Origin of the sequence: Streptomyces sp. NPDC096105 (assembly GCF_044763335.1) — a bacterium.
In the GTDB taxonomy this organism is placed as follows: Bacteria; Actinomycetota; Actinomycetes; order Streptomycetales; family Streptomycetaceae; genus Streptomyces.
Genome location: NZ_JBIWGC010000025.1, coordinates 61694 through 86859, shown reverse-complemented (window position 1 = coordinate 86859; position 25166 = coordinate 61694). Strand labels below are relative to the sequence as shown.

General features: G+C 74.5%; 25 protein-coding genes and 1 pseudogene. 15 read left to right on the top strand and 11 right to left on the bottom strand.

The window, feature by feature from the left end; all coding sequences use genetic code 11:
* The first annotated feature begins 137 nt into the window (after window positions 1-137).
* On the top strand, window positions 138-1511 hold the full coding sequence (locus ACIQ8B_RS28855; protein ID WP_198602760.1) for an NAD(P)/FAD-dependent oxidoreductase: 1374 nt from the start codon (window positions 138-140) through the stop codon (window positions 1509-1511).
* 61 nt (window positions 1512-1572) lie between these two features.
* Window positions 1573-3804 (top strand): FUSC family protein, encoded by a 2232-nt coding sequence (locus ACIQ8B_RS28850; RefSeq protein WP_403550813.1) that lies wholly within the window; start codon window positions 1573-1575, stop codon window positions 3802-3804.
* 184 nt (window positions 3805-3988) lie between these two features.
* Here the strand turns inward: ACIQ8B_RS28850 and ACIQ8B_RS28845 are convergent, their stop codons facing one another.
* The 4 genes from ACIQ8B_RS28845 to ACIQ8B_RS28830 form a co-directional block, all read right to left on the bottom strand.
* On the bottom strand, window positions 3989-4417 hold the full coding sequence (locus ACIQ8B_RS28845; RefSeq protein ID WP_106415616.1) for a hypothetical protein: 429 nt from the start codon (window positions 4415-4417) through the stop codon (window positions 3989-3991).
* Between the two features lie 28 nt (window positions 4418-4445).
* On the bottom strand, window positions 4446-4670 hold the full coding sequence (locus tag ACIQ8B_RS28840; protein WP_106415615.1) for a DUF5133 domain-containing protein: 225 nt from the start codon (window positions 4668-4670) through the stop codon (window positions 4446-4448).
* Between the two features lie 38 nt (window positions 4671-4708).
* Window positions 4709-5566: a SigB/SigF/SigG family RNA polymerase sigma factor gene (locus ACIQ8B_RS28835; protein WP_106415614.1), complete on the bottom strand. Its 858-nt coding sequence runs from the start codon at window positions 5564-5566 to the stop codon at window positions 4709-4711.
* 228 nt (window positions 5567-5794) lie between these two features.
* Window positions 5795-6238, bottom strand: coding sequence for an ATP-binding protein (locus ACIQ8B_RS28830; RefSeq protein ID WP_403550810.1), 444 nt, complete (start codon window positions 6236-6238; stop codon window positions 5795-5797).
* A 157-nt stretch (window positions 6239-6395) separates the two neighbouring features.
* Between ACIQ8B_RS28830 and ACIQ8B_RS28825 the strand changes: the two genes are divergently transcribed.
* From ACIQ8B_RS28825 to ACIQ8B_RS28815, 3 genes and pseudogenes are all read left to right on the top strand, one after another.
* Entirely contained in the window at window positions 6396-6626 is a 231-nt protein-coding gene (locus tag ACIQ8B_RS28825) for a hypothetical protein (protein ID WP_290004822.1), read from the top strand.
* A 58-nt stretch (window positions 6627-6684) separates the two neighbouring features.
* Window positions 6685-8183 (top strand): annotated as a pseudogene (locus tag ACIQ8B_RS28820) (aminotransferase class I/II-fold pyridoxal phosphate-dependent enzyme).
* 299 nt (window positions 8184-8482) lie between these two features.
* Window positions 8483-8938, top strand: coding sequence for a cyclic nucleotide-binding domain-containing protein (locus tag ACIQ8B_RS28815; protein WP_403550808.1), 456 nt, complete (start codon window positions 8483-8485; stop codon window positions 8936-8938).
* A 7-nt stretch (window positions 8939-8945) separates the two neighbouring features.
* Here ACIQ8B_RS28815 and ACIQ8B_RS28810 read toward each other — a convergent pair whose 3' ends face one another.
* Window positions 8946-10244, bottom strand: a complete 1299-nt coding sequence (locus ACIQ8B_RS28810; protein WP_403550806.1) for an MFS transporter — start codon at window positions 10242-10244, stop codon at window positions 8946-8948.
* A 71-nt stretch (window positions 10245-10315) separates the two neighbouring features.
* A complete protein-coding gene (locus ACIQ8B_RS28805; RefSeq protein WP_106415608.1) occupies window positions 10316-10933 on the bottom strand; it encodes a LysE/ArgO family amino acid transporter in 618 nt (205 codons plus the stop codon).
* A 70-nt stretch (window positions 10934-11003) separates the two neighbouring features.
* Between ACIQ8B_RS28805 and ACIQ8B_RS28800 the strand changes: the two genes are divergently transcribed.
* Complete coding sequence (locus ACIQ8B_RS28800) at window positions 11004-11900, top strand: LysR family transcriptional regulator ArgP (RefSeq protein ID WP_403550803.1); 897 nt, start codon at window positions 11004-11006, stop codon at window positions 11898-11900.
* Here the strand turns inward: ACIQ8B_RS28800 and ACIQ8B_RS28795 are convergent.
* Window positions 11866-12603 carry a TetR/AcrR family transcriptional regulator gene (locus ACIQ8B_RS28795; RefSeq protein WP_290004831.1) on the bottom strand — a complete coding sequence of 246 codons (738 nt, stop codon included), beginning with the start codon at window positions 12601-12603 and terminating at the stop codon, window positions 11866-11868. The genes ACIQ8B_RS28800 and ACIQ8B_RS28795 overlap by 35 nt on opposite strands.
* Window positions 12604-12741: 138 nt before the next feature.
* Between ACIQ8B_RS28795 and ACIQ8B_RS28790 the strand changes: the two genes are divergently transcribed.
* On the top strand, window positions 12742-13962 hold the full coding sequence (locus ACIQ8B_RS28790) for a saccharopine dehydrogenase family protein (protein WP_403550801.1): 1221 nt from the start codon (window positions 12742-12744) through the stop codon (window positions 13960-13962).
* Window positions 13963-14066: 104 nt separating this feature from the next.
* A complete protein-coding gene (locus ACIQ8B_RS28785) occupies window positions 14067-14324 on the top strand; it encodes a WhiB family transcriptional regulator (RefSeq protein ID WP_403550799.1) in 258 nt (85 codons plus the stop codon).
* Between the two features lie 73 nt (window positions 14325-14397).
* On the opposite strand, the gene ACIQ8B_RS28780 is transcribed toward ACIQ8B_RS28785, so the two are convergent.
* Window positions 14398-14847, bottom strand: coding sequence for a DUF6098 family protein (locus ACIQ8B_RS28780; protein WP_403550796.1), 450 nt, complete (start codon window positions 14845-14847; stop codon window positions 14398-14400).
* Window positions 14848-14992: 145 nt separating this feature from the next.
* Here ACIQ8B_RS28780 and ACIQ8B_RS28775 point away from each other — a divergent pair, with 145 nt between their 5' ends.
* Complete coding sequence (locus tag ACIQ8B_RS28775; protein WP_403550794.1) at window positions 14993-15343, top strand: DUF488 domain-containing protein; 351 nt, start codon at window positions 14993-14995, stop codon at window positions 15341-15343.
* Between the two features lie 51 nt (window positions 15344-15394).
* Here the strand turns inward: ACIQ8B_RS28775 and ACIQ8B_RS28770 are convergent, their stop codons facing one another.
* Together ACIQ8B_RS28770 and ACIQ8B_RS28765 are read right to left on the bottom strand one after the other, a co-directional pair.
* Window positions 15395-17068, bottom strand: coding sequence for an FAD-binding dehydrogenase (locus ACIQ8B_RS28770; protein WP_290004838.1), 1674 nt, complete (start codon window positions 17066-17068; stop codon window positions 15395-15397).
* A 33-nt stretch (window positions 17069-17101) separates the two neighbouring features.
* Window positions 17102-17707: a TetR/AcrR family transcriptional regulator gene (locus ACIQ8B_RS28765; RefSeq protein WP_403550792.1), complete on the bottom strand. Its 606-nt coding sequence runs from the start codon at window positions 17705-17707 to the stop codon at window positions 17102-17104.
* Between the two features lie 134 nt (window positions 17708-17841).
* Here ACIQ8B_RS28765 and ACIQ8B_RS28760 point away from each other — a divergent pair, with 134 nt between their 5' ends.
* The 3 genes from ACIQ8B_RS28760 to ACIQ8B_RS28750 all read left to right on the top strand — a co-directional run bounded on the left by ACIQ8B_RS28760 (window position 17842) and on the right by ACIQ8B_RS28750 (window position 20710).
* Complete coding sequence (locus ACIQ8B_RS28760) at window positions 17842-18480, top strand: alpha-ketoglutarate-dependent dioxygenase AlkB (protein ID WP_403550790.1); 639 nt, start codon at window positions 17842-17844, stop codon at window positions 18478-18480.
* 161 nt (window positions 18481-18641) lie between these two features.
* Window positions 18642-19397, top strand: coding sequence for an MBL fold metallo-hydrolase (locus ACIQ8B_RS28755; protein WP_290004841.1), 756 nt, complete (start codon window positions 18642-18644; stop codon window positions 19395-19397).
* Window positions 19398-19438: 41 nt separating this feature from the next.
* Window positions 19439-20710, top strand: a complete 1272-nt coding sequence (locus tag ACIQ8B_RS28750) for a DUF4032 domain-containing protein (RefSeq protein WP_403550787.1) — start codon at window positions 19439-19441, stop codon at window positions 20708-20710.
* 18 nt (window positions 20711-20728) lie between these two features.
* On the opposite strand, the gene ACIQ8B_RS28745 is transcribed toward ACIQ8B_RS28750, so the two are convergent.
* Window positions 20729-21601: a universal stress protein gene (locus tag ACIQ8B_RS28745; protein WP_106415597.1), complete on the bottom strand. Its 873-nt coding sequence runs from the start codon at window positions 21599-21601 to the stop codon at window positions 20729-20731.
* Window positions 21602-21907: 306 nt separating this feature from the next.
* Here ACIQ8B_RS28745 and ACIQ8B_RS28740 point away from each other — a divergent pair, with 306 nt between their 5' ends.
* The 3 genes from ACIQ8B_RS28740 (at window position 21908) to ACIQ8B_RS28730 (ending at window position 25084) form a co-directional block, all read left to right on the top strand.
* On the top strand, window positions 21908-23287 hold the full coding sequence (locus ACIQ8B_RS28740; RefSeq protein WP_403550785.1) for a CAP domain-containing protein: 1380 nt from the start codon (window positions 21908-21910) through the stop codon (window positions 23285-23287).
* Window positions 23288-23365: 78 nt separating this feature from the next.
* Window positions 23366-24043 carry an AIM24 family protein gene (locus ACIQ8B_RS28735; protein ID WP_106415595.1) on the top strand — a complete coding sequence of 226 codons (678 nt, stop codon included), beginning with the start codon at window positions 23366-23368 and terminating at the stop codon, window positions 24041-24043.
* 81 nt (window positions 24044-24124) lie between these two features.
* Window positions 24125-25084: a threonine/serine dehydratase gene (locus tag ACIQ8B_RS28730; RefSeq protein WP_106415594.1), complete on the top strand. Its 960-nt coding sequence runs from the start codon at window positions 24125-24127 to the stop codon at window positions 25082-25084.
* The last annotated feature ends 82 nt before the right edge of the window (window positions 25085-25166 follow it).

Here is a 25166-nt window from a genome sequence, read left to right as displayed (position 1 = left end):
CGCGCGGGCCGCGGCGGGGTCCCCCGCCCCGACCGCTCCCGGTGCGGTCCGGGGCCGCGGCGGGCATCGTGGAGCTGAAGAGGGGCACGCGTCAGGCATCGACGTTCGAGGCGGAACGCCTGAAGCCGCACGAAGGGATGGACACCGTGACACGACCCAGGATCCTCGTGGTGGGCGCCGGTTTCGCCGGTGTGGAGTGCGTGCGGCGGCTGGAACGCAGGCTCACTCCGGGCGAGGCGGAGCTGACGCTGGTGACCCCGATGTCCTACCAGCTGTATCTGCCGCTGCTCCCCCAGGTCGCCTCCGGGGTGCTGACCCCCCAGTCGATCGCGCTCTCCCTGCGGGGCAGCGAGAAGTACCGCACCCGGATCATCCCGGGCGGCGCGATCGGCGTGGACCTCAAGGCCAAGGTGTGCGTCATCCGGACCATCGCCGGGGAGATCGTCGACGAGCCGTACGACTACATCGTGCTGGCGCCCGGCAGCGTCACCCGCACCTTCGACATCCCGGGCCTGACCGACCACGCCTTCGGGCTGAAGTCGCTGGCCGAGGCCGCCTACCTGCGCGACCACGTGATCTCCCAGCTGGACCTGGCGGACGCCTGCACCGATCCGGCGGAGCGCGCCTCGCGGCTGCAGTTCGTGGTGGTCGGCGGCGGCTACGCGGGCACCGAGACCGCGGCGTGCCTGCAGCGGCTGACGCACGCCGCCGTCAAGCGCTACCCGCGTCTGGACCCCGGCCTGATCAAGTGGCACCTGATCGACATCGCGCCCAAGCTCATGCCCGAGCTGGGCGAGAAGCTGGGCCGCAGCGCGCAGGAGATCCTCACCCGGCGCGGCATCGAGATCTCCCTGGGCGTGTCCATCGCCAAGGCGGGCGCCGAGGAGGTCACCTTCACCGACGGCCGGGTGGTGCCCACGCGCACCCTGATCTGGACCGCCGGGGTGGTGGCCAGCCCGCTCATCGGCACGCTCGACGCGGAGACCGTGCGGGGCCGGCTCGCCGTCAACGCGGACATGCGGCTGCCGGGCCACGACGGGGTGTTCGCGCTCGGCGACTCCGCCGCGGTGCCGGACCTGGCCAAGGGCGACGACGCCGTGTGCCCGCCGACCGCGCAGCACGCGCTGCGGCAGGGCCGGCACGTCGCGGAGAACGTCATCGCCACCCTGCGGGGCCGGCCGACCCGGCCGTACGTGCACCAGGACCTGGGGCTCGTGGTGGACCTCGGCGGCACCGACGCGGTGTCCAAGCCGCTCGGCTACGAGCTGCACGGCCTGCCCGCCCAGGTGGTGGCCCGCGGCTACCACTGGTCCGCGCTGCGCACCGGGGTCGCCAAGACCCGCGTCATGACCAACTGGCTGCTGAACGCGGTGGCCGGCGACGACTTCGTGCGCACCGGTTTCCAGGCGCACCGGCCGGGCAACCTGCGCGACTTCGAGTACCTGGACGCCTACCTGACACCGGAGCAGGTGCGGGCGCACGTCGAGGAAGCGGGCCGGGCGGCTCGGTGATCCGGCGGACGGAAACCGGGACCACGGACGGAGCGGTGACGACGGGGGAGCGTGCGCGGGCGTGATGGCGGCGGGACGCCGGTGGGGCACACGGCTGCGCGACCACCTGGCGGCGTCCGACCCCGGGCTGCTGCGGCTGACCGCCGGGCTGCGGACGGTGGGGGCCATCGCGCTGACCCTGGCCGTGCTCTCCCCGGCCGGCGCCGGCGTCACCCATCTGGTGGCGGGCGCGATGACCTCGATGGCCGCCACCTTCGCCATCCGGGAGCGGCGGCGGGGAGCGCAGGCGGTCACGCTGGCGCTGGGGCTGCCGGTGGCGCTGGTGTCGGTGTCGCTGGGCGCGCTGCTCAGCGAACGGATGGTGATCGGCGACGTCTTCGCCGTCGCCCTGATCTTCTGCGCGGTGTACGGCCGCCGGTTCGGCGACCGGGGGATGGCGCTGGGCCTGATCGGCTTCCAGGTGTACTTCATGTCCCTGTTCGTGGGCGCGTCGCCCGGGCAGCTCCCGGCGCTGTGGGCGGTCATGGCGGTCGGATTCGTGTGCAGCGCCCTGGTGCGGTTCGCCGTCGTGCCGGTGACGCCGACGGGACTGCTGGTACGGCTGCGCCAGGCGTTCCGGGTCCGGCTGGCGCGGCTGGTGTCCGCGCAGATCGCGCTGCTGGACGCCGCTCCCGACGAGGCCGACAAGGCGCTGGAGGAGCTGCGGGAGCGCACCGCCCGGCTGCACGAGACGGCGCTGATGATCCAGAGCCGGCTGGAGGAGGGCACCCCGGACGAGCCGACCGCGCGCCTGGTGCAGCGGCGCGTCGCCGACGCGGAGATCGCCGCCGAGCGGCTGGGGCTGCTGCTGCTGTCCGCCCGCAGCGCCGAGCGGGCGGACACCCTGACCCTGCATCTGCCCGGCGCCCCCGCTCCGGAGGTGCGCCGGCTGCCCGGCCCGGAGGAGGCGACCGCGCTGCTCCGCCGCGACCTGCGGGCACTGCGCACGCTGGTGCTGCGGACGGGGACGGCCGGCACGGGCGTGGCCCAGGTGCGCAACCGCCTGCTCGGCTACCGGGACGAGGAGAACCTGCCGGCGGCCTCGGCGCCCGTGCGGGACGTGTTCCGGGGCGTCGGTGAGGCGGCCCGTGCGGTCATGGGGCTGCGCACCGCCCTGGACGGCCCGCAGGACGAGTCGGACGACAGTCCGGCGACGGCCAGGTCCCGGGAGGAGCTGGACGCCGAGGACGCCGCCATCGACGCCGAGGAGACGGAGCAGGACGAGGAGACGAAGGGCCTGCAGCGGCCCACCACCCGTGCCGCCGTGCAGGTGTCCGTCGGCTCGACGCTGGCCATCATCGGGGGCGAGCTGCTGTCCACGGACCGCTGGTACTGGGCGGTGCTGACCTGCTGGATCGTCTTCATCAACACGGCCTCCACCGGGGAGATCCTGGTCAAGGGCTACCGGCGGCTGCTGGGCACGGTCTTCGGCGTGGTCGCCGGGATCCTGCTGGCCGGACTGGTCGGCGGGCACACCGTGGTGGCGTTCGTGCTGGTGCTGGTGCTGATCTTCGCCATGTTCTACACGGCGCCGCTGTCGTACACGCTGATGTCGTTCTTCGTCACGGCGATGCTGGGCCTGCTGTACACCCTGCTGCACGCCTACAGCTGGGAGGTGCTGGTGCTGCGGGTGGAGGAGACGGCGCTGGGCGCGGTGTGCGGGGTGGTGGCGGCGGCGCTGGTGCTGCCGGTGCGCACCGACCGGCGCACCAACGAGCTGCTGGTGACCGTGCTGGAGCGGCTGTCGGACGTGACGGACGCGGCCGTGACGCAGCTCAGCGGCGGTCCCGCGGACGAGCTGCTGGACAAGGCGCGCGAGCTGGACCAGGCGCTGGGCGACCTGCGCTCGGCCACCAAGCCGCTCACCCACCCGGTCACCCCGCTGCGGGCCCGGCGCACCACCGCCCGGTACGTGGTGGCGCTGCTGGAGACCTGCGCGTACCACGCGCGGTCGCTGGCGGCGACGGCGGAGCTGCTGCCGACCCATCCGTCGATCGCGGCGGACCCCCGGCTGCGGGGCGCGGCGGGCCGCACGGTGCGCAACATCGGGACGATCACCGCCCGGGTCGCCGACGAGGAGGTCACCGCGCCGGTGGAGACGGGTCCGAGCATCGCCTCGCTGCTGGCGGACGACGACGCCGCCCGCTACGGCCGGATCACCGGCCGCGTACTGCGCCACCTGGAACGGCTGGACGAGGCGGTCGTCGGTCTCGCCCGCCCCCTGGACGTACCGGTCGTGACGCCCGAGCGCTGAGGCCCGGATCCGGTGCGCCGACGACCGCCGCCCGGCGCCTCGCCCCGAACGCGCCGTGGCCGGCCGGGTCCCGGGGACCGCCGACGCCACCCGGATCACGGCCGCGCGGCGGCACGCCCCACGCACGGCGCCGGGGCCGCGGATCGGATCCGCGGCCCCGGCGGTGAGGGGGAGGGAGGTGTGGTCAGAAGTCGGTGGGCAGGCCGCTGGCCTCGGCGATGCCGCGCAGTTCCTCGTTCTGGCGGTGGCGGTCGCGGATGATGCCGGCGATCTCGCCCAGCCGGGAGGGGTCGGCGGCGGTCTCCGCGTCGGTGACGACCCGGACCGGCCCGCTGTCGTCGACCTCCAGCTCGACCACCTCGTTGTCCAGGCGGCCGGTGACCGCCGTGGCGATGACCAGGGCGGCCTCGTCGCGGACCTCCTGGGGCAGTTCCTCGTCCCCGTCGTCCAGCGCGAGGTCGAGGCCCGACAGGCGGTGCTCGTCGATGGCCTCGAGGACCGGCTCCACCAGGCGGAGCAGAAGCCGGTAGTCCTCGGTGTCCATCCGCACCCGCAGCAGGTCGAGGTACACGTCCACGGGGCGGTGCTCCGGGGTGAACTCGGATTCGCTCATGGGCCTCGGGTTCCCTTCCTGCGTGGGGTCACACGGCGGCCGGCACGGCCGTCGCGGCGGTGTCCCGTCCGTCCGGCGCCAGCCACGCGCGTGCCGTGGCGAGCGCCTGTCCCACGTCCCGGGTGCCGGTCGACACGCACAGGGTGTAGGCCAGGTCGGCGATCCGCGACTCGGGAGCGGTCGTCGGGGCCGCCGTCAGCGTCTCGTACTCCTCGACGAGGCGGCGCAGCACGGTGGGGTGGGGCTTCAGCATGGGACTCGCTCTCCTGGACGGGCGGTGCGGGGGGTCGGTCAGGCGGTGGGCTGTCCGCCGCCGCGGCGGCCGGGGCGCTGCCCCAGCACGTCGGCGCGCACACGGGCGCAGCTGCGGCTGATCAGGCGGGAGACGTGCATCTGGGAGATGCCCAGCCGGTCGGCGATCCGGCTCTGGGTCATGTCCTCGAAGAAGCGCATGTAGAGGATGGCGCGCTCGCGCTCCGGCAGGCGCCGCAGCCCCTCCTTGGCCGACTCGCGGTCGACCACCACGTCGTAGGAGGAGTCGGAGGCGCCGAGGGTGTCGGCGAGGCTGTAGCCGTCGTCGTCGGTGGAGAGTTCGGCGTCCAGGGACAGGGTGCTGAAGCTCTCCAGCGCCTCCATGCCGGCGGACACCTCCTCCTCGGTCAGCCCGGTGTGGGCGGCGATGTCCGCCACGGACGGCTCGGGGCTGCCGGGGTTCTGGGTGAGTTCGCGGCGGGCCACGCGCACCTTGTTGCGCAGTTCCTGGATCCGGCGGGGGACGCGCAGCGCCCACATGCGGTCCCGGAAGTGGCGCTTGACCTCGCCGGTGATGGTGGGGACGGCGTAGCTCTCGAAGGCCCCGCGGCTCGGGTCGAACCGGTCGATGGCCTTCACCAGGCCGAGGGCCGCCACCTGGCGCAGGTCCTCGATGGACTCGCCGCGGTCGCGGAAGCGGCCGGCGATCCGGTGGGCCATGGGCAGCCAGGCGGTGACGAGCTCGTCCCGGACCGCGTCCCGCTCGGGTCCGTCCTCGAGGGACGCCAGTCGGGAGAAGAGCGTCGTGGTGTCGGGGGCGTCGTCGTGCCGCCGACGGGACGCGGCGGCGGTCGTTCCGGAGGAGCCGGAACGAGGGGCGGACGTGTCAATGAGCATGCGGTTTCAGCTCCCGAACGGTGGTTTCAGGGATCTACCGCGGGGTGGTCGTCGCGGGACGCACGGAGGAATCCCGAGTCCCGGAGCGGTCGTACCACTCCCGCCGGCGCGCCTCCGGTCCGAAGCACGAACCTCCGATTGCCCCCGACCCGGTAGAACAAACTCCGCTTCTTCGCGGAAATTGCCGCCGGTCCCGTGCGGGCGCCCGGACCGGGCCTCGGACCAGCCTCAGACCAGGGGGACGAGGGCGGTGATCCGCTTGCCGCCGGCGGGCAGGTCGGACACCCGGACGTCGCGGGCCAGCCGGCACACGATGGGCCAGCCGTGGCCGCCGGGGCGGCGCCGTCCCTCGCCGTCGGCGGCCGGCACGGCGACGGGCAGGGCGTCGCTGCGGTCGCTGACGGACAGGCGGACGCCGGGGCCGTCGACGTCGACCTCGAAGCCGGTGACTCCCCCGCCGTGCAGGATCGCGTTGGTGGTGAGTTCCGAGGCGACGAGCAGGGCGTCCGCCAGGGCGTCGGTGTCGCAGGGGGTACGGGTGGCCAGGCAGCGTTCGGCCACCGCCCGCAGGACGGCCTCGCGCACCTCGGCGGGCCGGGACGGGCACGGCTGCCCGGCGGGCCGGTCGCCGGGCGGCCGGACAACGGGTTCGATGAGGTGCTCCTCGCTCATGGGGCGGCTCCCTGGGTCGGTGACTGGTGGCAGGTGTTTTGCCTCGGATCTCCCTTTTCGGCTCACCTGTCACGGTTCGGGCAAACCTCTCGGACCGTTTCCCGCCTGTTCCCGCCTGCCCGTCATGCGCACGGCTCACCGGGGGTACCCGGGGCGCATGACCGATGTGGTGGATTCGGACGAACTGCTGCGGCGCATCCAGCGGGCGCGAGCCTGCGCCGCACAGGAGGAGCGGTCCTGGCGGGCCCGGGGCGAGCGGCTGAACGGGGAGGATCCGCGGGATCCCGGCGCCGCGCGGGACGCCGAGGTCCGCACGGTGGCCTACGGAGTGGTGCTGCGGGTGCTGGACGAGATCCTGACGCCGGGCAAGCACGCCGCGTCCGGCTGACGCGGCCGTACCCGGACGCGGCGGACCGGCGCGGAGAGCGCCGGGCACCCGGCGGCGCATGACTGCCGATCACCACCGGGCACCGGTCCTGGAAGCACTGGAGGAGCACCACCGCAGCGGACGGCTGGGGTTCACGCCGCCGGGCCACAAGCAGGCACGGGGAGCCGATCCGGCGGTGCGCGAGATCCTCGGGGACACCGTCTTCCTGGGCGACGTGCCGGCGACGGGCGGTCTGGACGACCGGCTCACCCGGGGCCGGGTGCTGCAGTCGGCGCAGGACCTGATGGCCGACGCGGTGCACGCCGAGCACACCTTCTTCAGCACGTGCGGCAGCTCCCTGTCGGTGAAGGCGGCGGTGCTGTCGGCCGCGGGGCCGCACGAGAAGCTGCTGATCGGCCGGGACGCCCACAAATCGGTGGTGTCGGGGCTGATCCTGTCCGGCGTCGAGCCGGTGTGGGTGGAGCCGCGGTGGGACGCCGAACGCCATCTGGCGCATCCCCCGTCGGCCGCGGAGTTCGAGCAGGCCTTCGAGGCGCACCCGGACGCGCGCGGCGCCCTGGTGACCAGTCCGGCGCCGTACGGCGCGACGGCGGCGCTGTGGGAGATCGCCGACGTGTGCCACCGGCGCTCGCGCCCGCTGATCGTGGACGAGGCGTGGGGCGCGCACCTGCCCTTCCATCCGGATCTGCCGTCGTGGGCGATGGACGCGGGGGCGGACATCTGCGTGACCAGCATCCACAAGATGGGCAGCGGCCTGGAGCAGGGCTCGGTGTTCCACCTGCGGGGGGGGATCTCGTGCCGCCGGCGCTGCTGGGCATGCGCGCCGACCTGCTGAGCACCACCAGCCCCTCGGTGCTGATCTACGCGGGTCTGGACGGCTGGCGGCGGCAGACGGCGCTGCGCGGCGAGGAGCTGATGGGGTCGGCCCTGACGCTGGCGGAGGAGGTGCGGGCGGCCGTCGAGGAGATCGACGGGATGCACGTCGACGGCCGGGACGACTACTGCGGACCGGGTCTCGCGGACGGCTTCGACCCGCTGCCGTGCGTGATCGACCTGAGTGAACCGGGCATCACCGGCTACCGGGCCGCGGACTGGCTGCGGAAGCACCGCGCGGTCGACGCCCACCTGGTCGACCACCGGCGCATCGGCGCGCAGATCACCCACGGCGACGACCGGGAGACCGCCGGCGAGCTGCTGTCGGCGCTGCGGGAGCTGGGGCGGGCGGCGCCCGGGCTGCGCCGCGGCCCTCGGGTCGCGGTGCCGGAGCCGGGCGCGCTGCGGATGGAGCAGGCGGTGCTGCCGCGGGACGCGTTCTTCGCTCCGGCCGAGGAGGTGCCGGCGGAGAAGGCCGCCGGGCGGGTCGCGGCGGAGATGATCACCCCGTACCCGCCGGGGATCCCGGCGGTGCTGCCGGGCGAGCGGCTGACCGAGCCCGTGCTGCGCTACCTGCGGACCGGACTGGACGCGGGGATGTACCTGCCGGACCCGTCGGACCCCGGTCTGGAGACCGTGCGGGTCGTCGCCCAGGGCAGGGACGCCGCCCTGGGGACCGGGTGAGGAAGGCCGGGTGAAGGAGGTCACAAACGGTGAACACCTCCTGATTACGCGAACCTTTGGTCAATGGTTTATCGTTCATTCATCGTGGTGACGGAGTCGACCAGGTTCCTCCGGACACCACCGCTTGCGGCCCTGGCTGGTTTCCCCCGTCCAGCCAGGGCTGTTTCATGCCCGGACACGGGCCGGCCGAGCGCTCACGGACCCGTTCCGTCCGCCGAGGTGCCCCGAACGGCGGCAGCGGCTGAAATGAGGAGGGAGGGAAAGCACCCGGACCGCGTCCCGGCGAGGAGCCCCGTCCCATGACCAAAGCGATCAAGATCCTGACCGCCCTCCCCCTCCCCCAGCGCGAGAGCCTGATGAGGCTGGCCCGGGAGGTGCACTTCCCGGAGGACACCCGCATCTTCGAGTCCGGCGGCCACGCCGACCGGTTCTGGGTGATCCGCTCCGGCGCGGTCTCGCTGGACCAGCGGCTGAACGAGGTGCAGCGGATCACCGTCGCCGGGCTCGGCGCGGGCGACCTGCTGGGCTGGTCCTGGCTGTTCCCGCCCTACGAATGGGACTTCGGGGCGCTGGCGTTCAGCCCGGTGCGCGCCTACGAGTTCGACGCGACGGCCGTGCTGCGGCTGTGCGAGGCGGACACCGACCTCGGGCTGTCGCTGGTGCGCTGCGTCGCCGAGGTGCTCGCGCACCGGCTGGAGGTGTCCCGTGGCCAGCTGATGGAGCAGTACGCGCTGCGGCGCGGCGGGGTGCTGTAGCAGCGGCTCAGACCCGGTAGCGGCGCAGCGCCGGCATCGCGGCGGCGAGCGCCAGCATCACCACGACGACCAGGATCCCGCCGCCCGCGACGGCCGTGCGGGGACCGAAGGCGGACCCGGCGGTGCCGTGCAGCACGTCCGCCAGACGGGGGCCGCCGGCCACCACGACGGTGAAGACGCCCTGCATGCGGCCGCGCATCTCGTCGGTCGCGGCGGACAGCAGGATCGCCCCGCGGAACACCATGGACACCATGTCCGCCACACCGGCGAGGGCGAGGAAGGCGACCGCGAGCCACAGGCTGCCGCTGAGCCCGGACCCGGTGATCGCCAGCCCCCACACCACCACCGAGCCGATGACCATCCAGCCGTGCCGGCGCGCCCGGGAGAACGTGCCGGAGAACAGGCCGCCCAGCACCACGCCGACCGGGATCGCGGCGAACAGCAGGCCCAGCGCGAAGCCCTCCCCGCAGGAGGCGTACGTCTGGGCGGCGAGCTGGGGGAACAGGGCGCGGGGCATGCCGAGGACCATGGCGACGACGTCGGCGAGGAACGACAGCAGCAGCACCGCGTGTCCCGAGATGTAGCGGAAGCCCTCCAGGATGCCGCGCAGTCCGGCGCTCCCGGGCGTGGCGGCGGTGAGCGGCGGCAGCGCGGGCAGCCGGTACACCGCCCAGACCGTGACGCACAGCGCGAGCGCGTCGAGCAGGTACAGCTCGGCCAGGCCGATCACGGGGATGAGGGCGCCGGCCAGCAGCGGTCCGGCGATCTGGCCGGTCTGCATCACGGTGGAGCCGAGGGCGTTGGCGGCGGGCAGCTCGTCCGCGGGGACCAGGCGGGCGACGGAGGCGCTGCGGGCGGGCGCGTTGAGCCCCCAGAAGGCCTGCTGCAGGGCGAGCAGCAGCATCAGCGCCCAGACCGACTCCAGTCCGGCGAAGGCCTGCGCCCAGAACAGCACCGAGGTGACGGCGATGCCGCTGTTGGTGAGCAGCAGCAGTCTGCGGCGGTCCATGCTGTCGGCGATCGCGCCGCCCCACAGCGCGAACACGACCAGCGGCAGCAGTCCGGCGAGGCTCGCGGTGCCGACCCAGGCGGAGGAGCCGGTGATGTCGTAGATCTGCTTGGGCACGGCGACGGCGGTGAGCTGGCTGCCGACCGCGGTGACGGCGGTGGACGCCCACAGCCGGCGGTAGGCGGGGCGGCGCAGCGGACGGGTGTCCATGGCCCAGCGGCGCCATCCGCGCGGTCCGCTCTCCTCCCGCTCCGCTTCGGGTGTCCGGGGCTCGGTGCTGCTCTCGCTGGTGTCCACGACCGTCCTGGTTGGTACTTACATCTAGTTGGCCGGCACCCACTATGGCAGGCCCCCGGGCGGGCCCGTCCTCAGGCTCCCGCGATGAGCGTCACACCGAGGACGATCATGGTGGCGGCCACCAGGGCGTCCAGTGCCCGCCAGGCGGCCGGCCGGGCCAGGAAGCGGCCGAGCAGCCGGGCGCCGAAGCCGAGCGCGGCGAACCAGCACAGGCTGGCCAGCGCGGCCCCGACGCCGAACGTCCAGCGCGACGGGCCGTGGTCGGCGGCGACGGAGCCGACCAGGAACACCGTGTCCAGGTAGACGTGCGGGTTGAGCCAGGTCATGGCGAGGCAGGTGAGCACGGCCCGGCGGCGCGATCCCGCCTCCCGGCCCTCCGCCTCCAGTCCCGTGCCGGCCGGGCGGACCACTCTGCGGGCGGCCAGGGCGCCGTAGGCGAGGAGGAAGGCGCCGCCGGTCCAGGCCACCACCGTCAGCGCCGCGGGCCAGGCCACCACGACCGCGCCGACGCCGCCGACGCCCAGGGTGATGAGGAGGGCGTCGGACAGGGCGCAGATGCCGACGACGGCGAGCACGGCGTCCCTGCGGATGCCCTGGCGCAGCACGAAGGCGTTCTGCGCGCCGATGGCGACGATCAGGGACAGTCCGGTGCCGAACCCGGCGGCGGCGGTGGCGAAAGCGCTGGTCATGGCATTGACGCTAGGCCGAAGGGCCAGGTGCAGTACAGCTCAGGATTCTTACGTATCGTTAGCGGATGTGATGGAGGGCCTTCCGCTGGACCAGGTACGGACGCTGCTCGCGGTGGTCGACGAGGGGACGTTCGACGCGGCGGCCGCCGCGCTGCACGTGACGCCCTCGGCGGTCAGCCAGCGGGTGAAGGCGCTGGAGCAGCGCACCGGGCGGGTGCTGCTGCTGCGCACCCGCCCGGTGCGGCCCACCGAGTCCGGCGAGGTGCTGGTGCGGCTGGCCCGGCAGGTGGCCCGGCTGGAGCGGGACGCGTACGCGGAGCTGGGCCTGAGCGGCGCCGGGGAGCCCACGCGGGTGTCGGTCGCGGTCAACGCGGACTCCCTCGCCACCTGGTTCCTGGACGCCCTGGTCCGGCTGCCCGTCCGGTCCCGGCTCTGCTTCGAACTGCGCCGGGAGGACGAGTCCCACACGGCGGCGCTGCCGCGCGAGGGGACGGTGATGGCCGCGGTGACCTCCGCACCCGACCCGGTGCCGGGCTGCTCGGTGCGGCGTCTGGGGACGATGCGCTACCTGCCGGTGGCGCACCCGGAGCTCGCCGCGGAGCTGCTGAGGGAGCCGCTGGAGGAGTCGGTGGCGGCGGCGCCGGTGGTGGTCTTCGACCGGCGGGACGACTTCCAGGACGGGTTCGTGCGGCGGCTGACGGGCGGCCGCACCGGGGCGAGCACCCTGCGCCATCACGTGCCGACCTCGGAGGGGTTCGCCGAGGCGGTGGCCGCCGGTCTCGGCTGGGGCATGGTGCCGGAGGCGCAGGCGGTGCCGCTGCTGCGGGCCGGCCGGGTGACGGTGTTCGCCCCGGACCGGGCGGTCGACGCGCCCCTGTACTGGCAGCAGTGGAAGCTGGACTCCCCGGCCCTCGCGGCGGTCGCGGACGCGGTCACGAAGACGGCGGCCCGGGCTCTGCACCACTGACCCCGAGGCCGGCGAGGTCCCGCTCCGCGCTCGACAGCAGCATGTCCAGCGCCGTGGGGTAGGCGCTCTCGACCATGCGGGCGGCGAGCAGCGGGGCGGTCTCGGCGATGCGCGGGTGGGTGGCGGCGGGCAGCCGGGCGTAGGTCGAGCGCCACATGTCCTCGTCGGCCCGCCGTGCCGCGTCGGGCAGCGCCAGGAAGGCGGCGTCGAGGGCGGCGAACGCCAGCGTGGTGTCGATGAAGGCGTGGTAGACGCGGACGGTGTCGGCCGGCGGGAAGCCCGCGGTGCGCAGCACGTCCAGCACCGCCTCGTCGGCGGCCAGTTCGCCGGCCCGGCCGGACACCCGGCTCGCGGTGAGGACCGCCGCCTGCGGGTGGGAGACGTAGGCGGCGTGGACGCGCAGGCCCAGGGCGCGCAGGTCGTCCCGCCATCGCCCGGTGGGCCGCCAGCCCTCCAGCGCCTGGCCGGTCAGCGCGTCGCCGATGGCGAGGGTGAGGTCGTCCATGCCGCGGAAGTAGCGGTAGAGCGTGCTCGGGTCGCAGTCCAGGGCGAGTCCCAGCCGGCGGGCGGTCAGGCCCGCGCTGCCGTGCTCCCGCAGCAGCCGCAGCGCGGTCTCGACGATCAGCCGCTCCGACAGCACCACCCCGCTCTTCGTCGGCCTGCGCCGTCGCCGCCGCTCCTCGGGGACCACACGCTTGGCCATCACCGCTCCTTCCGCTCCCCCGCCCTTGTGCCAACGCCATTGACCTTATGTCGCGGCGCGGCGTTCCATCACGCCAGGGGCCTTGCGGAAGGTTCCGGATCCGTGCGGATCCATGAGGAGGGAAGGGAGTGCTCCGTCATGCGCGTACTGCTGGTGGGAGCGGGCGGTGTGGGTACCGCCGTCACCCGGATCGCGGCCCGGCGGCCGTTCTTCGAGCTGATGGTGGTGGCCGACCACGACCCGGTCCGGGCGGAGGCGGCGGTCGCGGCGCTGGGCGCGGACGGTGACCGGTTCCGTGCCGAGCGGGTCGACGCCGGCGACGAGGCGCAGGTGACGGCGCTGCTCGGGCGGCACGGCTGCGACGTGCTGCTGAACGCCACCGACCCCCGCTTCGTGATGCCGTTGTTCCGTGCGGCGCGGGCGGGCGGCGCCGCCTACCTCGACATGGCGATGTCCCTGTCCCGCCCGCACGGCGAGCGGCCGTACGAGGAGTGCGGGACCAAGCTGGGCGACGAGCAGTTCGCGCAGGCCGCCGAGTGGGAGGAGGCCGGGCTGCTGGCGCTGGTCGGGATGGGTGTCGAGCCGGGCCTGTCGGACGTGTTCGCCCGGTACGCGGCCGACGAACTCTTCGACCGGATCGAGGAGATCGGCGTCCGCGACGGCGCCGACCTCACGGTGGACGGCCACGGCTTCGCGCCGTCCTTCAGCATCTGGACCACGATCGAGGAGTGCCTCAACCCGCCCGTGGTCTACGAGAAGGACCGCGGCTGGTACACCACCGAACCCTTCAGCGAACCCGAGCTGTTCGACTTCCCCGAGGGCATCGGCCCGGTGGAGTGCGTGAACGTGGAGCACGAGGAGGTGCTGCTGATCCCCCGCTGGGTGGACGCCCGCCGGGTCACCTTCAAGTACGGCCTGGGCCGTGAGTTCACGGACACCCTCCGCACGCTGCGCCTGCTGGGCCTGGACCGCACCGAGCCGGTGACCGTGCCCGGCCCCGACGGCCCGGTGCGGGTCTCCCCGCGGGACGTGGTCGCGGCCTGCCTGCCCGACCCGGCCACGCTCGGCGACCGGATGCACGGCAGGACCTGCGCGGGCACCTGGGTGCGGGGCACCAAGGACGGGGCACCGCGCGAGGTGTACCTGTACCACGTGGTCGACAACCAGTGGTCGATGGGCGAGTACGGCTGCCAGGCGGTGGTGTGGCAGACGGCCGTCAACCCGGTCGTCGCGCTCGAACTCCTGGCGACCGGCGCCTGGTCCGGTGCGGGTGTGCTCGGCCCGGAGGCGTTCCCGCCCCGTCCGTTCCTGGACCTGCTCACCGCGTACGGATCGCCGTGGGGCCTGCGCGAGCAGTGACCGTTTCCACCGATCCCGCTGTTTCGCGGCGGATCGACAGGTCACCCGAAAGGAGCAAGGCATCCGAAAGGGTGCGCATCGACTCCGGACGCAGGTGACTTTCGATGGACAACTGGCGGCACAGCGCGGCCTGCCGGACCGAGGACCCCGAGCTGTTCTTCCCGATCGGCGCCTCCGGGCCGGCCCTGTTCCAGACCGAGCAGGCCAAGGCGGTCTGCCGGCGCTGCCCCGTGCGGGAGCAGTGCCTGACGTGGGCCCTGGAGACCGGGCAGTCCATCGGTGTGTGGGGCGGCACGAGCGAGACGGAACGCCGCGCGCTCAAGCGGCGCATCGCGGCCCGCCGTTCGTCGGGCCGGGCCTGACGGCCGCGGCGGACGGTGCCGTGTGACGGCGAGGGCGTGATCCGCGCGGGCCCCGGGCGAGAGCGCCCGGCGGTCAGCGGTTGGCGCGGCGCAGTGGCCCCCAGGGATGCTCCTGGCGGGCCACTTCCGTGTGCGCCTCCTCGATGACGTCGTCGGCGATCCAGCACAGCGGGCGCACATCGGTGACCAGCGGCTCGTTGTCCGGGCCGCGGCCGGTCTCGCGCCCCTTGAGCACCCAGGGCCGGATGTCGGCGCCCTTCTCGCGCGGCAGGTGCTCGTAGTCGTACAGCCGGCGCGCCACCCAGAGGGCCAGCGAGCGGCCTCGCCACCATTCCTCCACGTCAAGCGGGTTCGCGGACAGTCCGGGCATGGCCACGCCGGTGAGGTCGTCGATGCTGGACACCGCGTGCAGGTCGATCGCCGGCCCCCGGGACCAGCGGACGTACAGTCCCCGGTCGCGCTCCACCAGCGCGGTGAGCTCGGCGAGCGTGCCGACGACCGGCAGGTCGTCCTTGGCCTCCATCCGTCACCTCCCGGCGTCGCGTTCCAGGCGGACGGAGTACCCGGACCGCGCCGGAACGATGCAGGTGTCCCGCCCGCTCCCGCCGTCGTGCCCGGTCCCGTGCGCCGCAGTAGGCTCGCGGCGACTCCGGCGGAAGGGGCCCACCATGAGCGTGCGCGTGCGCCGCGCCTACGAACCGCCCGGGCCCGGCGACGGGGTGCGGGTCCTCGTCGACCGGCTGTGGCCGCGCGGCCTGGCGAAGGAGGCGGCCCGGGTCGACGAGTGGCCGAAGGGGCTGACCCCCTCCACGGAGCTGCGCCGCTGGTACCACGCGGGCGAGGGCTCCTTCGAGGAGTTCCGCGAGCGCTACGAGGCGGAGCTGGCCACGCCGGAGGCGGCGGAGCTGCTGGAGCGGGTGCGGGAGCTGGCCGGGAAGGGGACGGTGACCCTGCTGACCGCGTCGAAGCGGCCGGAGCGCAGCCACGCGGAGGTGCTGGCGCGGCTGCTGACGGACTGAGGCGGACCGGCCCGTGGGCCGGCCCGCCTCCTGCCACGCCGGCCACACCCGCTACGCCGTCTGTGCGGCCGCCGCCCGCCCCGCCGCGCGCCCCGAGAAGAGGCAGCCGCCGAGGAAGGTGCCCTCCAGGGCGTTGTACCCGTGGACGCCTCCGCCGCCGAAACCCGCGACCTCGCCGGCCGCGTACAGCCCGTCGACCGGGCTGCCGTCGGCGCCCAGCGCGCGGGAGTCCAGGTCGGTCTGGATGCCGCCGAGCGTCTTGCGGGTGAGGACGTGCAGCTTCACGGCGATCAGCGGACCGGCCGCCGGGTCGAGGATGCGGTGCGGGGTGGCGACCCGGCCGAGGCGGTCGCCGATGTAGCGGCGGGCGTTGCGGATGCCCTGCACCTGGGCGTCCTTGCTGTAGGCGTTGGCGAGCTGCAGGTCGCGCGCCTCGATCTGGCGCCGGACGAGGGCCGCGTCGAGCAGGGGCTCGTCGGTGAGGGCGTTCATCCTGTCGACGAGTTCCTCGACGGTGGCGGCGGTGACGAAGTCCGCGCCCTTGCGCAGGAAGGCGTCCACCGGAGCGGGGGCGCCCTTGCCGAGGACGCGTTCGCGGAGGAACCCGGCCCGGTCCTTGGCGGTGATGTCCGGGTTCTGCTCGGAGCCGGAGAGCGCGAACTCCTTCTCGACGATCCTCTGGGTGAGGACGAACCAGGAGTGGTCGTACGGGGCGATGTCCTCGGTGGTGCGCAGGTGCTCGAGCGTGCCGAGGGTGTCGTAGCCGGGCAGGCAGGGCTCGGGGAGCCGGCGGCCGAGGGCGTCGAACCACAGGGAGGACGGGCCGGGCAGGATGCGGATGCCGTGTCCCGGCCAGATCGGGTCCCAGTTCCGGATGCCCTCGGTGTAGTGCCACATGCGGTCGCGGTTGACCAGGCGTACGCCCGCGCGGGCGCTGATGTCGAGCATCCGCCCGTCCACGTAGGCGGGGACGCCGGTGACCATCTCGCGCGGCGGGGTGCCCAGCCGCTCGGGCCAGTACCGCCGGACGATGTCGTGGTCGGCGCCGATGCCGCCGCTGGTGACGATCACGGCCTGGGCGGTGAGCTCGAACGCGCCGATCGCCTCGCGGCTGGAGGCCACGCCGCGCGGTGCGTCGTCCTCGGCCAGAACGGTGCCGCGCACCCCGCGCGCGGCGCCGTTCTCCAGGACCAGCTCGTCGACGCGGTGGCGGTGGTGGAAGGTCAGCAGTCCGTCGCGCGCGGCCTCACGGGCGTACCGCGTGAAGGGGGCGACGACGCCGGTGCCGGTGCCCCAGGCGATGTGGAAGCGGGGCACGGAGTTGCCGTGGCCGCCGGCGCGCAGGTCGCCGCGTTCGGCCCAGCCGACGGTGGGCAGGAAGGTGATGCCGTGGCCGTCCAGCCAGGACCGCTTCTCCCCCGCCGCCCATGCGACGTAGGCGCGCGCCCAGCGCTGCGCCCAGGAGTCCTCGTCGTCGAGCCGGTCGAAGGCGGCGCTGCCCTGCCAGTCGTTCCAGGCCAGCTCGAAGGAGTCCTTGACGCCGAGGCGGCGCTGCTCCGGTGACCCCACCAGGAACAGCCCGCCGAACGACCAGTAGGCCTGGCCGCCGAGGTTGGCGGCGTTCTCCTGGTCGACCAGGGCGACCCTGCGGCCCTTGCCGGTGAGTTCGTGGGCCGCGACGAGGCCCGCCAGGCCCGCTCCGACGACGATGACGTCGGCATCCATGGCGACCGTCCCTTCCTTGTCCGTCCGGAGACTTCATCCGGTGAGCAGCGCGGTGAGCAGGTGTTTCAGCCAGACCCGGGCGCGTTCGACGTCCCGGTCCAGCAGCAGTCGGACGGTGACGCCGTCGTAGGCGGCGATCACGGCGTGTGCGGCGCCCTCGGCGTCGCCGAGCACGGCGGGCAGTCCGGTGTGGCCGCGGGCCCGCTCCAGCCGGTCGGCGACGGCCCGCCGCAGCCGCGCCCGGTGGTCCAGCAGCGTGTCCGCCACGCGGGGGTCGCGGGCGGCGTGCACCAGGAAGTCGGTCTTCACCAGCAGCCAGTCGCGGTCCAGCAGCAGCACCTCGGAGACCCGGTCCACGGCGGCGGCCACGTCGAGGTCGGGTCCGTCCGAGGCGAGGGCGCCGGAGACCTGCTCGGCGATCAGGTCGGCGCGCTGGGCGTAGAGCGCGAAGAACAGCTCGTCGAGGCCGGCGAAGTTGGAGTAGAAGGCGCCGCGGGTGTAGCCGGCGGCCTCGCAGATCTCCTCGATGGAGACGTGGCCGAAGCCCTTGGCGGCGAAGACGGTGAAGGCGGCGTCCAGCAGGTTGGCGCGGGTGCGCTGCCGGCGCCCGGTGACGCGCCCGGTGCCGGTGTCCGCCATGCCCTCCCCCGTTCCCGCCGTCCGGTACGGGAACGTATCCGATACAGCGGTGTATCGGACAGACCCCGGAGCAGGGCGACCGCCGGACCCGGAGCACCCTAGAACACACTTTCGATTCTGGGTACGCTGCTCCCATGAGCACGCACCGCCTCCCGGCGCTCCAGGGCTCGCTCTTCGACCAGGACGACGAGCCGCGGCTCGGCCCGCTCGACGGGGTGCGCCGCACCGCACTCGGCCGGGGCGCCTGGATCGACCTGCTTCCCGGCTGGCTGCACGGGTCCGACGCGCTCTTCGACCACCTGGCCGCCGAGGCCCCCTGGCGGGCCGAGCGGCGCCAGATGTACGACCAGGTCGTGTCCGTGCCCCGGCTGCTGGCGTACTACGGCATCGGCGCCCCGCTCCCCCACCCGGTCCTCACCGCGGCCCGCGACGCCCTGAGCGCCCACTACGCCGAGGAGCTGGGCGAGCCGTTCGCCACGGCCGGGCTGTGCTACTACCGCGACGGCCGGGACAGCGTCGCCTGGCACGGCGACCGGATCGGCCGGGGCGCCCGCGAGGACACCATGATCGCCATCCTGTCCGTGGGCGCGCCCCGCGACCTGCTGCTGCGGCCCGTCGGCGGCGGCGAGACCGTGCGCCGCCCGCTGGGCCACGGCGACCTGGTCGTGATGGGCGGATCGTGCCAGCGCACCTGGGAGCACTGCGTGCCCAAGAGCACCAAGGCCGCCGGACCGCGCATCTCCGTCCAGTTCCGCCCGCGCGGGGTGAACTGACCCCGGCGGGACCCCGGCTCGGCCGGCCCCGGCGGGGGCCTGTCCTCCTCCGCCGGGCCTCCCCCGCACCGGGTCCGCCCGGACCACCGCCCGCGCCCGCCCCTGATCTGCTTTCCTGTGCGCGTGCGACCGGTAGGGGACGACACACACGCGAGGTGGTCATGAAGGCGACGGTGCGGCAGGTGGCGGACGGCACGTATCTGGTGCACGGCACGAACACGAACTGGGTGATCCTCACCGAGGGGGACGCCGTGACCCTGATCGACACCGGCTATCCCGGCGACCGCGAGGGGCTGCTCGGCTCGCTCGCGGAGGTGGGCGCCGCGCCGGAGGCGGTGGCGGCCGTGCTGATCACCCACGCGCACAACGACCACCTGGGCTCCGCCGAGTTCCTCAGCGCCGCGTACGGCACCCCGGTCCACACCCACGAGGAGGAGGTGCCACACGCCCGGCGGGACTTCCTGCACCAGGTGACCGTGGCACGGGTGCTGCGCAACGGCTGGCGTCCCGGCGTGCTGCCGTGGGCCGCGCACGCCCTGCGCGCCGGCGGCACGGCGAACGTGGCGGTCACCTCGCCCCGGCCGTTCCCGGACCCCGGCGACGGGCAGCCGCTCGACCTGCCGGGCCGGCCCGTCCCCGTGCACACCCCCGGCCACACCGCCGGGCACTGCGCCTTCCACCTCCCGCACGTCGGGGCGGTGGTGTCCGGCGACGCCCTGGTCAGCGGGCACCCCGTCTCCCGCGTCGAGGGCCCGCAGATGCTGACGGACATGTTCCACCGGGAGCGCGCCACCGCCGTGCGGTCGCTGGACGTGCTGGCCGGGCTGGACGGCGACCTGCTGCTGCCCGGCCACGGCCCGGTCCACCGGGGGCCGGTGCGGGACGCCGCCCTGCTGGCCCGCGAGCGCGCGCAATAGGCTGGAGCGACGATCAGCCGCGAGACGAGGACACCGCCGCCATGGCACTGCAGATCAACGCCACCAACCCGGAGCACCCCGCGCTCCTGTTGGAACTGCCGTGGCACCTGCCGCTGGAGGAGTGGCCCGAGGAGTACCTGGTGCCGCTGCCGCGCGGCATCTCCCGGCACGTGGTGCGCTACGCCCGCGCCGGCGACGAGGTGATCGCGGTGAAGGAACTCGCCCGGCGTCCCGCGCTGCGCGAGTACGAACTGCTGCGCGACCTGGACCGGCTCGGCATACCGGCGGTGGACCCGCTCGCCGTGGTGACGGGCCGCACCGGCCTGGACGGGGAGCCGCTGGAGAGCGTGCTGGTCACCCGGCACCTCGGCGGCTCCATGCCGTACCGGTCGATGTTCGAGACGACGCTGCGGCCGGCCACCATGCACCGGCTGATGGACGCGCTCGCCGTGCTGCTGGTGCGGCTGCACCTGGCCGGCTTCGCCTGGGGCGACTGCTCCCTGTCCAACACCCTGTTCCGGCGCGACGCGGGCGCCTTCGCCGCCTACCTGGTGGACGCCGAGACCGGCGACCTGCACCCCGAACTGACGCGCGGCCAGCGGGAGTACGACCTGGACCTGGCGCGGGTCAACATCAGCGGCGAGCTGCTGGACCTGGAGGCCTCCGGCGCGCTGCACCCCTCCGTCGACCCGATCGACTTCGGCACCGAGATCTGCGGGCGCTACCAGGACCTGTGGAAGGAGCTGACCCGCACCTCGGTCTACCCGGCCGGCAAGCACCACTACATCGAGCGGCGCATCCGGCGGCTGAACGCACTCGGCTTCGACGTGGCCGAGATGCAGATCGAGCACGCCTCCAACGGCGACACGGTGACGTTCGTGCCGAAGGTCGTGGACGCCGGGCACCACCAGCGTCAGCTGCTGCGGCTGACCGGTCTGGACGCCGAGGAGAACCAGGCCAGGCGGCTGCTGAACGACCTGGAGAGCTGGATGGCCACCCAGGACGACTACGCCCCGGACGGCCCTCCCCCGAGCTCTCGGCTTCGCTCCAGCGGAGGGGACGCCCATGGCGCCCGTCCGGAGGTGCTCGCCCACCGCTGGGTGCGCGAGGTGTTCCGGCCCACCGTGCGGTCCGTGCCGCCCGAGTTGCGCGGGCAGATGGACCCCGCGCAGATCTACCACGAGCTGCTGGAGCACCGCTGGTACCTGTCCGAACGGGCCCAGCACGACATCGGTCTGGAGACCGCCGTCGAGGACTACATCCGCAAGGTGCTGCCGAAGCGGCGGGAGCCGCTGCGGGCCGCGGAGGAGTGAGCCGGGCCCGCACCCGCGTCAGGCGGGCGGGACGACCGCCACCGGGCAGTCCGCGTGGTGCAGCACGCCTCCCGCCACGGAGCCGATCCGGGCGCCCACGGCGGAGCGGCGGGCGCGGCGGCCGACGACCATGAGCTGGGTCCCGCCCGACACCGACAGCAGCACCTGCCCGGCGCTGCCCATCTCCACGTGCTCCACGACGTGCACGTCCGGGTAGCGCTCCCGCCACGGCGCGAGGGCGGCCGCCAGGTTCTTCCGCTCGAAGGGCTCCAGACCACCGGCCTCGTCGAGGAGCTGGAGGGAGGCGGGGCTGTAGGAGAACACCGGCGGCAGGGTCCAGGCGCGTACGGCCCGCAGGGTGGCGCCGCGCCGGGCCGCGGTCTCGAAGGCGAAGCCGAGCGCGGCGGCGCTGTCCTCCGGGTCGCCCTCCTGCCCGACCACGATCTCGTGCCCGGCCACTTCGTCGGAGGCCTTGTCGCCGGCCCGGACGAACACCACCGGGCACCGGGCGTCGACGATCACCTGCTGGCCCACGGAGCCCACCAGGAAGCCCATGATCCGTCCGTGCCCGCGCGAGCCCAGGACCAGCATCTCGGCGCCGGCCGCCGCGGCGGTCAGGGTCTCCACGGCGTCGCCCTCCAGCACGTCCGTGGTGACGTCGAGGCCGCTGTGGTGGTCGCGGACGGCGCGCACCGCCTCCTCGGCCGCCTCCCGCACCCACCGTTCCTGGGCGGCCCGGTCCCCGGTGTCCACCGCGTCGTTCGACTGGAACCGCCAGGCGTGCACCACTGTGAGCGGCAGTCCCCGGCGGACCGCCTCCCTGGCCGCCCAGGCCAGCGCGGCGAGGCTCTCCTCGGTGCCGTCGATCCCTGCCGTGATCGGGCGCGTCATGCCGTTCCTCCCGGTGTCGTGTTCCTGCGCGGTCCAGTCTTCCCTACGGGACCGCCGCCCCCGCACCGCGGTCACCTCGTACGACGCCCCGCGGTCCCGCCTTCCCGCGCGGGGCCCGCGCAGGCACGCGCGCCCGGCCCTGACACGGGCTCGGCCCGCCGCGCCGGGGATCCGATCACGCCGTGGGGACGCGGGGCACCGCCCGCCGAGGCCGCGCGGACGCGCGGCGCCGGGAACCCCGGGCCCGCGCCCCTCGTTGTCCGGACACCCCCACACCGGTCGGACGACGACGAACAGGGCGGTGTCATGAGCGAATTGGTCCCCGGCGGCAACATCCCGCTCCCGGACGGTGCGGTGACCGTCCGGGTGCCGGGGCCGTTCGACGTGTCCGCGCTGATCACGGACGACGGCCGGAAGGTGGCCGGGGACGCGGACTTCGTCTTCTACAACCAGCCGTCCGCGCCGGGCGCGCGGCTCGGCGGCGACACGCTCGTCGTCCACCCGGCGGCGCTGCGCGCGGGCGCCACCCGGGTCACGGTCGCCGTCAGTCCCGAGGAGCCCGGCACCCCGCTGAGCGCCCTGCCGGCCCCCGTGCTGGAGGTCACCGGCCCCGGCGGGCGCGCCCTGGCCCGCTTCCGCCCGCCGCGTCCCGGCCGGGAGACGCTGCTGCTGCTCGCGGAGATCTACCGGCGCGGCGACGGCTGGAAGCTGCGCGCCCTCGGGCAGGGGTACGCGGACGGACTGGCCGGTCTCGCGCGGGACTTCGGCGTCGACGTGGAGGACGACGAAGGCGCCGTGTCCACCCGCACCGCCCCGGTCGTCACCGGCAGGGCTCCGGTGAGCCCCGGCACGGCGGCCCGGTCCGCCCCGCGGACGCACCCGGCCGTCCCGCCCCGCCCGGCGGCCCCGCCGTCCGCCGGGGACGACTTCCTGGCCCTGGTCAACTCCGCGCGGCAGGCCGCCGGCTCCCCGCCGGTGACGCACGACGGGCGGCTGGCCGCGGCGGCCCGGGAGCACGCCCGGTCGATGGCGCGCGGCGGGCGTCCCGGCGTCGAGGGCCCGGACGGCGTGTCGGTGTACCAGCGCGTCGTCTCCGCCGGGTATCCGTACCTCACCGTCGGCGAGCACCTGGTCTCCGGGCCGTTGTCCGTCGACCGGTTCGTCGGCCACTGCCTGCGCCACGAGGCGGCCCGCCGCACGGTGTGCGACCCGGCGTTCACCCACGCCGCCGTGGCCTCCTGCGAGGGCGGCGGGGACACGTACTGGACGGCGCTGTGGGCGCGTCCGCTCACCCCGGAGGGCCTGGACCGCACGGCGGCGGAGGTCGTCGACCTCACCAACCGCGAGCGCGCGCGGGCCGGGCTGCCCCCGCTGTCCCGCGACCCGCTGCTGACCACGGCCGCGCAGGCGCACAGCGCCGACATGGTGGCGCGTGACTTCTACGCGCACACCGCGCCGGACGGCGGCAAGCCCTGGGACCGGGCCGCCGCCGCGGGGTCCCGCTGCCGGGCCGTCGGCGAGAACATCGCGTGCGGGCAGCGCTCGGCCGCCGAGGTGGTGCGCGGCTGGATGAACAGTCCGGGGCACCGGGCGAACATCCTCAAGCCGGAGTTCACGCACATCGGCGTCGGCTTCGCGGGCGGCGGCCGGGCGGGCACGTACTGGACGCAGCTCTTCGGCGGCTGACCGCACGGCCCGCTCCCGTGCCGTGCCGTACGGGCACGCTCCTGGCGGTGGCGGCTGAAGCCGGGCGAGGATGGCCCCATGAAGGGTGATCTGTTTTCCAGTGAGCACATGGTGCGGCCGGCCACGGCCCCGGGCATGACGGTGGAGAACGCCAAGTGCCTGCGCTACACCGTCGACGGCGAGATGCTCGCCCGCCAGGGCGCGATGGTCGCCTACCGCGGCGACCTCCGGTTCGAGCGCAAGGGCCAGGGCGTGGGCGGGATGCTCAAGCGCGCGGTGACCGGTGAGGGACTGCCGCTGATGGCGGTGCGCGGGCAGGGCGAGGCCTGGTTCGCGCACGAGGCGCAGAGCTGCTTCCTCGTGGAGGTGGAGCCCGGCGACGAGTTCACCGTCAACGGCCGCAACGTGCTGTGCTTCGACGCCACGCTGTCCTACCGCATCTCCACCGTGAAGGGCGCCGGCATCACCGGCGGCGGCCTGTTCAACAGCGTCTTCACCGGGCACGGCCGGCTGGGCCTGGTCTGCGAGGGCAGCCCGCTGGTGATCCCGGTGACCCCGCAGAGCCCGGTGTACGTGGACACCGACGCGATCGTCGGCTGGACGGCGGGCCTGTCCACCTCGCTGCACCGCTCGCAGTCGCTGGGCTCGATGCTGCGCGGCGGCTCGGGCGAGGCCGTGCAGCTGGTGCTCCAGGGGCAGGGGCACGTCGTGGTCCGGCCGAGCGAGGCGCCGCCGCACAAGGCGCAGCAGCACTGAATCCCGTTGACCCCGGCCGTCCGCCGGGTGAGGCTGGGGCACGGCGCGGATCACGCCCCCCGCGCCGGAGAGGTGACAGTCGTGATCGAGATCGCCGACATCGAAACCGCGGCCGAGCGGATCGCCGGGCACGTGGTGCGCACCCCGGTCGTGCCGAGCCCCGGACTGTCGGCACTGCTCGGCGTGCCGGTGACGGTCAAGCTGGAACTGCTGCAGCGCACCGGGTCGTTCAAGGTGCGCGGAGCGGCGGCGAAGCTGCTGGCGTTGAGCGAGGCCGAGCGGGCCGCCGGGGTGGTCGCGGTGAGCGGCGGCAACCACGGCATCGCGCTGGCGGTGACGGCCGCCGCGCTCGATGTGAAGGCGACCGTGGTGATGCCGCGTTCGGCACCCGTGCGGGCCGTGGAGATCGCGCGGGCGTCGGGCGCCACGGTGCGGGTGACGGACGACATGGACGGGGCGTTCGCCCTCACCGCCGAGCTGCGGCAGGACGGTCTGACCCTGGTCCACCCCTTCGACGACCCGGTGGTGATCGCCGGTCAGGGCACCGTGGGCCTGGAGTTCGCCGAGGACGCCGGTGAGCTGACCGACGTGCTGGTCAGCATCGGCGGTGGCGGCCTGATCTCCGGGGTCGCGGCGGCCCTGCGCGCCCGGCGGCCCGGGGTGCGGGTGTGGGGCGTGGAGACCGAGGGGGCGCAGGCGATGTCCGAGGCGCTGGCGGCGGGCGGCCCGGTGCCGGTCGCGCTCACGTCGATCGTCTCCACCCTCAGCGCGCCGGCCGTGTCGCGGCTGACGTACGACCATGTCGCGGAGCTGGTCACCGAGGTGCTGGTGGTGCCGGACCGGGAGGCGGTGCGGGGCTCGCTGGACCTGGCGGACCACGCCAAGGTGTGGGCGGAACCGGCCGCGGGCTGTCTGCTCCCGGCCGCCCGCCGGGTCCTGGAACGGGTCGGCGAGGACGCCCGCCTGGGGCTGGTGGTGTGCGGCGGCAACGCCACCACCGCCGACATGGCGGCGTGGACGGACCACTTCTCCCTGCGCTGAGACCGGCGGCGCAGGGCGGCGTACGGCGCCGCACGAAAGACGTCGCGCCCGGCGTTGAACACACCGGCCCCTTCCCCGCGTA

What these genes read in the sequence shown, in the direction of transcription:
- ACIQ8B_RS28855 (WP_198602760.1), top strand. Translation starts at nt 138, where the DNA reads ATGGACACCGTGACACGACCCAGGATCCTCGTGGTGGGCGCCGGTTTC.
- ACIQ8B_RS28845 (WP_106415616.1), bottom strand. Translation starts at nt 4,417, where the DNA reads ATGAGCGAATCCGAGTTCACCCCGGAGCACCGCCCCGTGGACGTGTAC.
- ACIQ8B_RS28840 (WP_106415615.1), bottom strand. Translation starts at nt 4,670, where the DNA reads ATGCTGAAGCCCCACCCCACCGTGCTGCGCCGCCTCGTCGAGGAGTAC.
- ACIQ8B_RS28835 (WP_106415614.1), bottom strand. Translation starts at nt 5,566, where the DNA reads ATGCTCATTGACACGTCCGCCCCTCGTTCCGGCTCCTCCGGAACGACC.
- ACIQ8B_RS28830 (WP_403550810.1), bottom strand. Translation starts at nt 6,238, where the DNA reads ATGAGCGAGGAGCACCTCATCGAACCCGTTGTCCGGCCGCCCGGCGAC.
- ACIQ8B_RS28825 (WP_290004822.1), top strand. Translation starts at nt 6,396, where the DNA reads ATGACCGATGTGGTGGATTCGGACGAACTGCTGCGGCGCATCCAGCGG.
- ACIQ8B_RS28815 (WP_403550808.1), top strand. Translation starts at nt 8,483, where the DNA reads ATGACCAAAGCGATCAAGATCCTGACCGCCCTCCCCCTCCCCCAGCGC.
- ACIQ8B_RS28805 (WP_106415608.1), bottom strand. Translation starts at nt 10,933, where the DNA reads ATGACCAGCGCTTTCGCCACCGCCGCCGCCGGGTTCGGCACCGGACTG.
- ACIQ8B_RS28800 (WP_403550803.1), top strand. Translation starts at nt 11,004, where the DNA reads ATGGAGGGCCTTCCGCTGGACCAGGTACGGACGCTGCTCGCGGTGGTC.
- ACIQ8B_RS28795 (WP_290004831.1), bottom strand. Translation starts at nt 12,603, where the DNA reads ATGGCCAAGCGTGTGGTCCCCGAGGAGCGGCGGCGACGGCGCAGGCCG.
- ACIQ8B_RS28790 (WP_403550801.1), top strand. Translation starts at nt 12,742, where the DNA reads ATGCGCGTACTGCTGGTGGGAGCGGGCGGTGTGGGTACCGCCGTCACC.
- ACIQ8B_RS28785 (WP_403550799.1), top strand. Translation starts at nt 14,067, where the DNA reads ATGGACAACTGGCGGCACAGCGCGGCCTGCCGGACCGAGGACCCCGAG.
- ACIQ8B_RS28780 (WP_403550796.1), bottom strand. Translation starts at nt 14,847, where the DNA reads ATGGAGGCCAAGGACGACCTGCCGGTCGTCGGCACGCTCGCCGAGCTC.
- ACIQ8B_RS28775 (WP_403550794.1), top strand. Translation starts at nt 14,993, where the DNA reads ATGAGCGTGCGCGTGCGCCGCGCCTACGAACCGCCCGGGCCCGGCGAC.
- ACIQ8B_RS28770 (WP_290004838.1), bottom strand. Translation starts at nt 17,068, where the DNA reads ATGGATGCCGACGTCATCGTCGTCGGAGCGGGCCTGGCGGGCCTCGTC.
- ACIQ8B_RS28765 (WP_403550792.1), bottom strand. Translation starts at nt 17,707, where the DNA reads ATGGCGGACACCGGCACCGGGCGCGTCACCGGGCGCCGGCAGCGCACC.
- ACIQ8B_RS28760 (WP_403550790.1), top strand. Translation starts at nt 17,842, where the DNA reads ATGAGCACGCACCGCCTCCCGGCGCTCCAGGGCTCGCTCTTCGACCAG.
- ACIQ8B_RS28755 (WP_290004841.1), top strand. Translation starts at nt 18,642, where the DNA reads ATGAAGGCGACGGTGCGGCAGGTGGCGGACGGCACGTATCTGGTGCAC.
- ACIQ8B_RS28750 (WP_403550787.1), top strand. Translation starts at nt 19,439, where the DNA reads ATGGCACTGCAGATCAACGCCACCAACCCGGAGCACCCCGCGCTCCTG.
- ACIQ8B_RS28745 (WP_106415597.1), bottom strand. Translation starts at nt 21,601, where the DNA reads ATGACGCGCCCGATCACGGCAGGGATCGACGGCACCGAGGAGAGCCTC.
- ACIQ8B_RS28740 (WP_403550785.1), top strand. Translation starts at nt 21,908, where the DNA reads ATGAGCGAATTGGTCCCCGGCGGCAACATCCCGCTCCCGGACGGTGCG.
- ACIQ8B_RS28735 (WP_106415595.1), top strand. Translation starts at nt 23,366, where the DNA reads ATGAAGGGTGATCTGTTTTCCAGTGAGCACATGGTGCGGCCGGCCACG.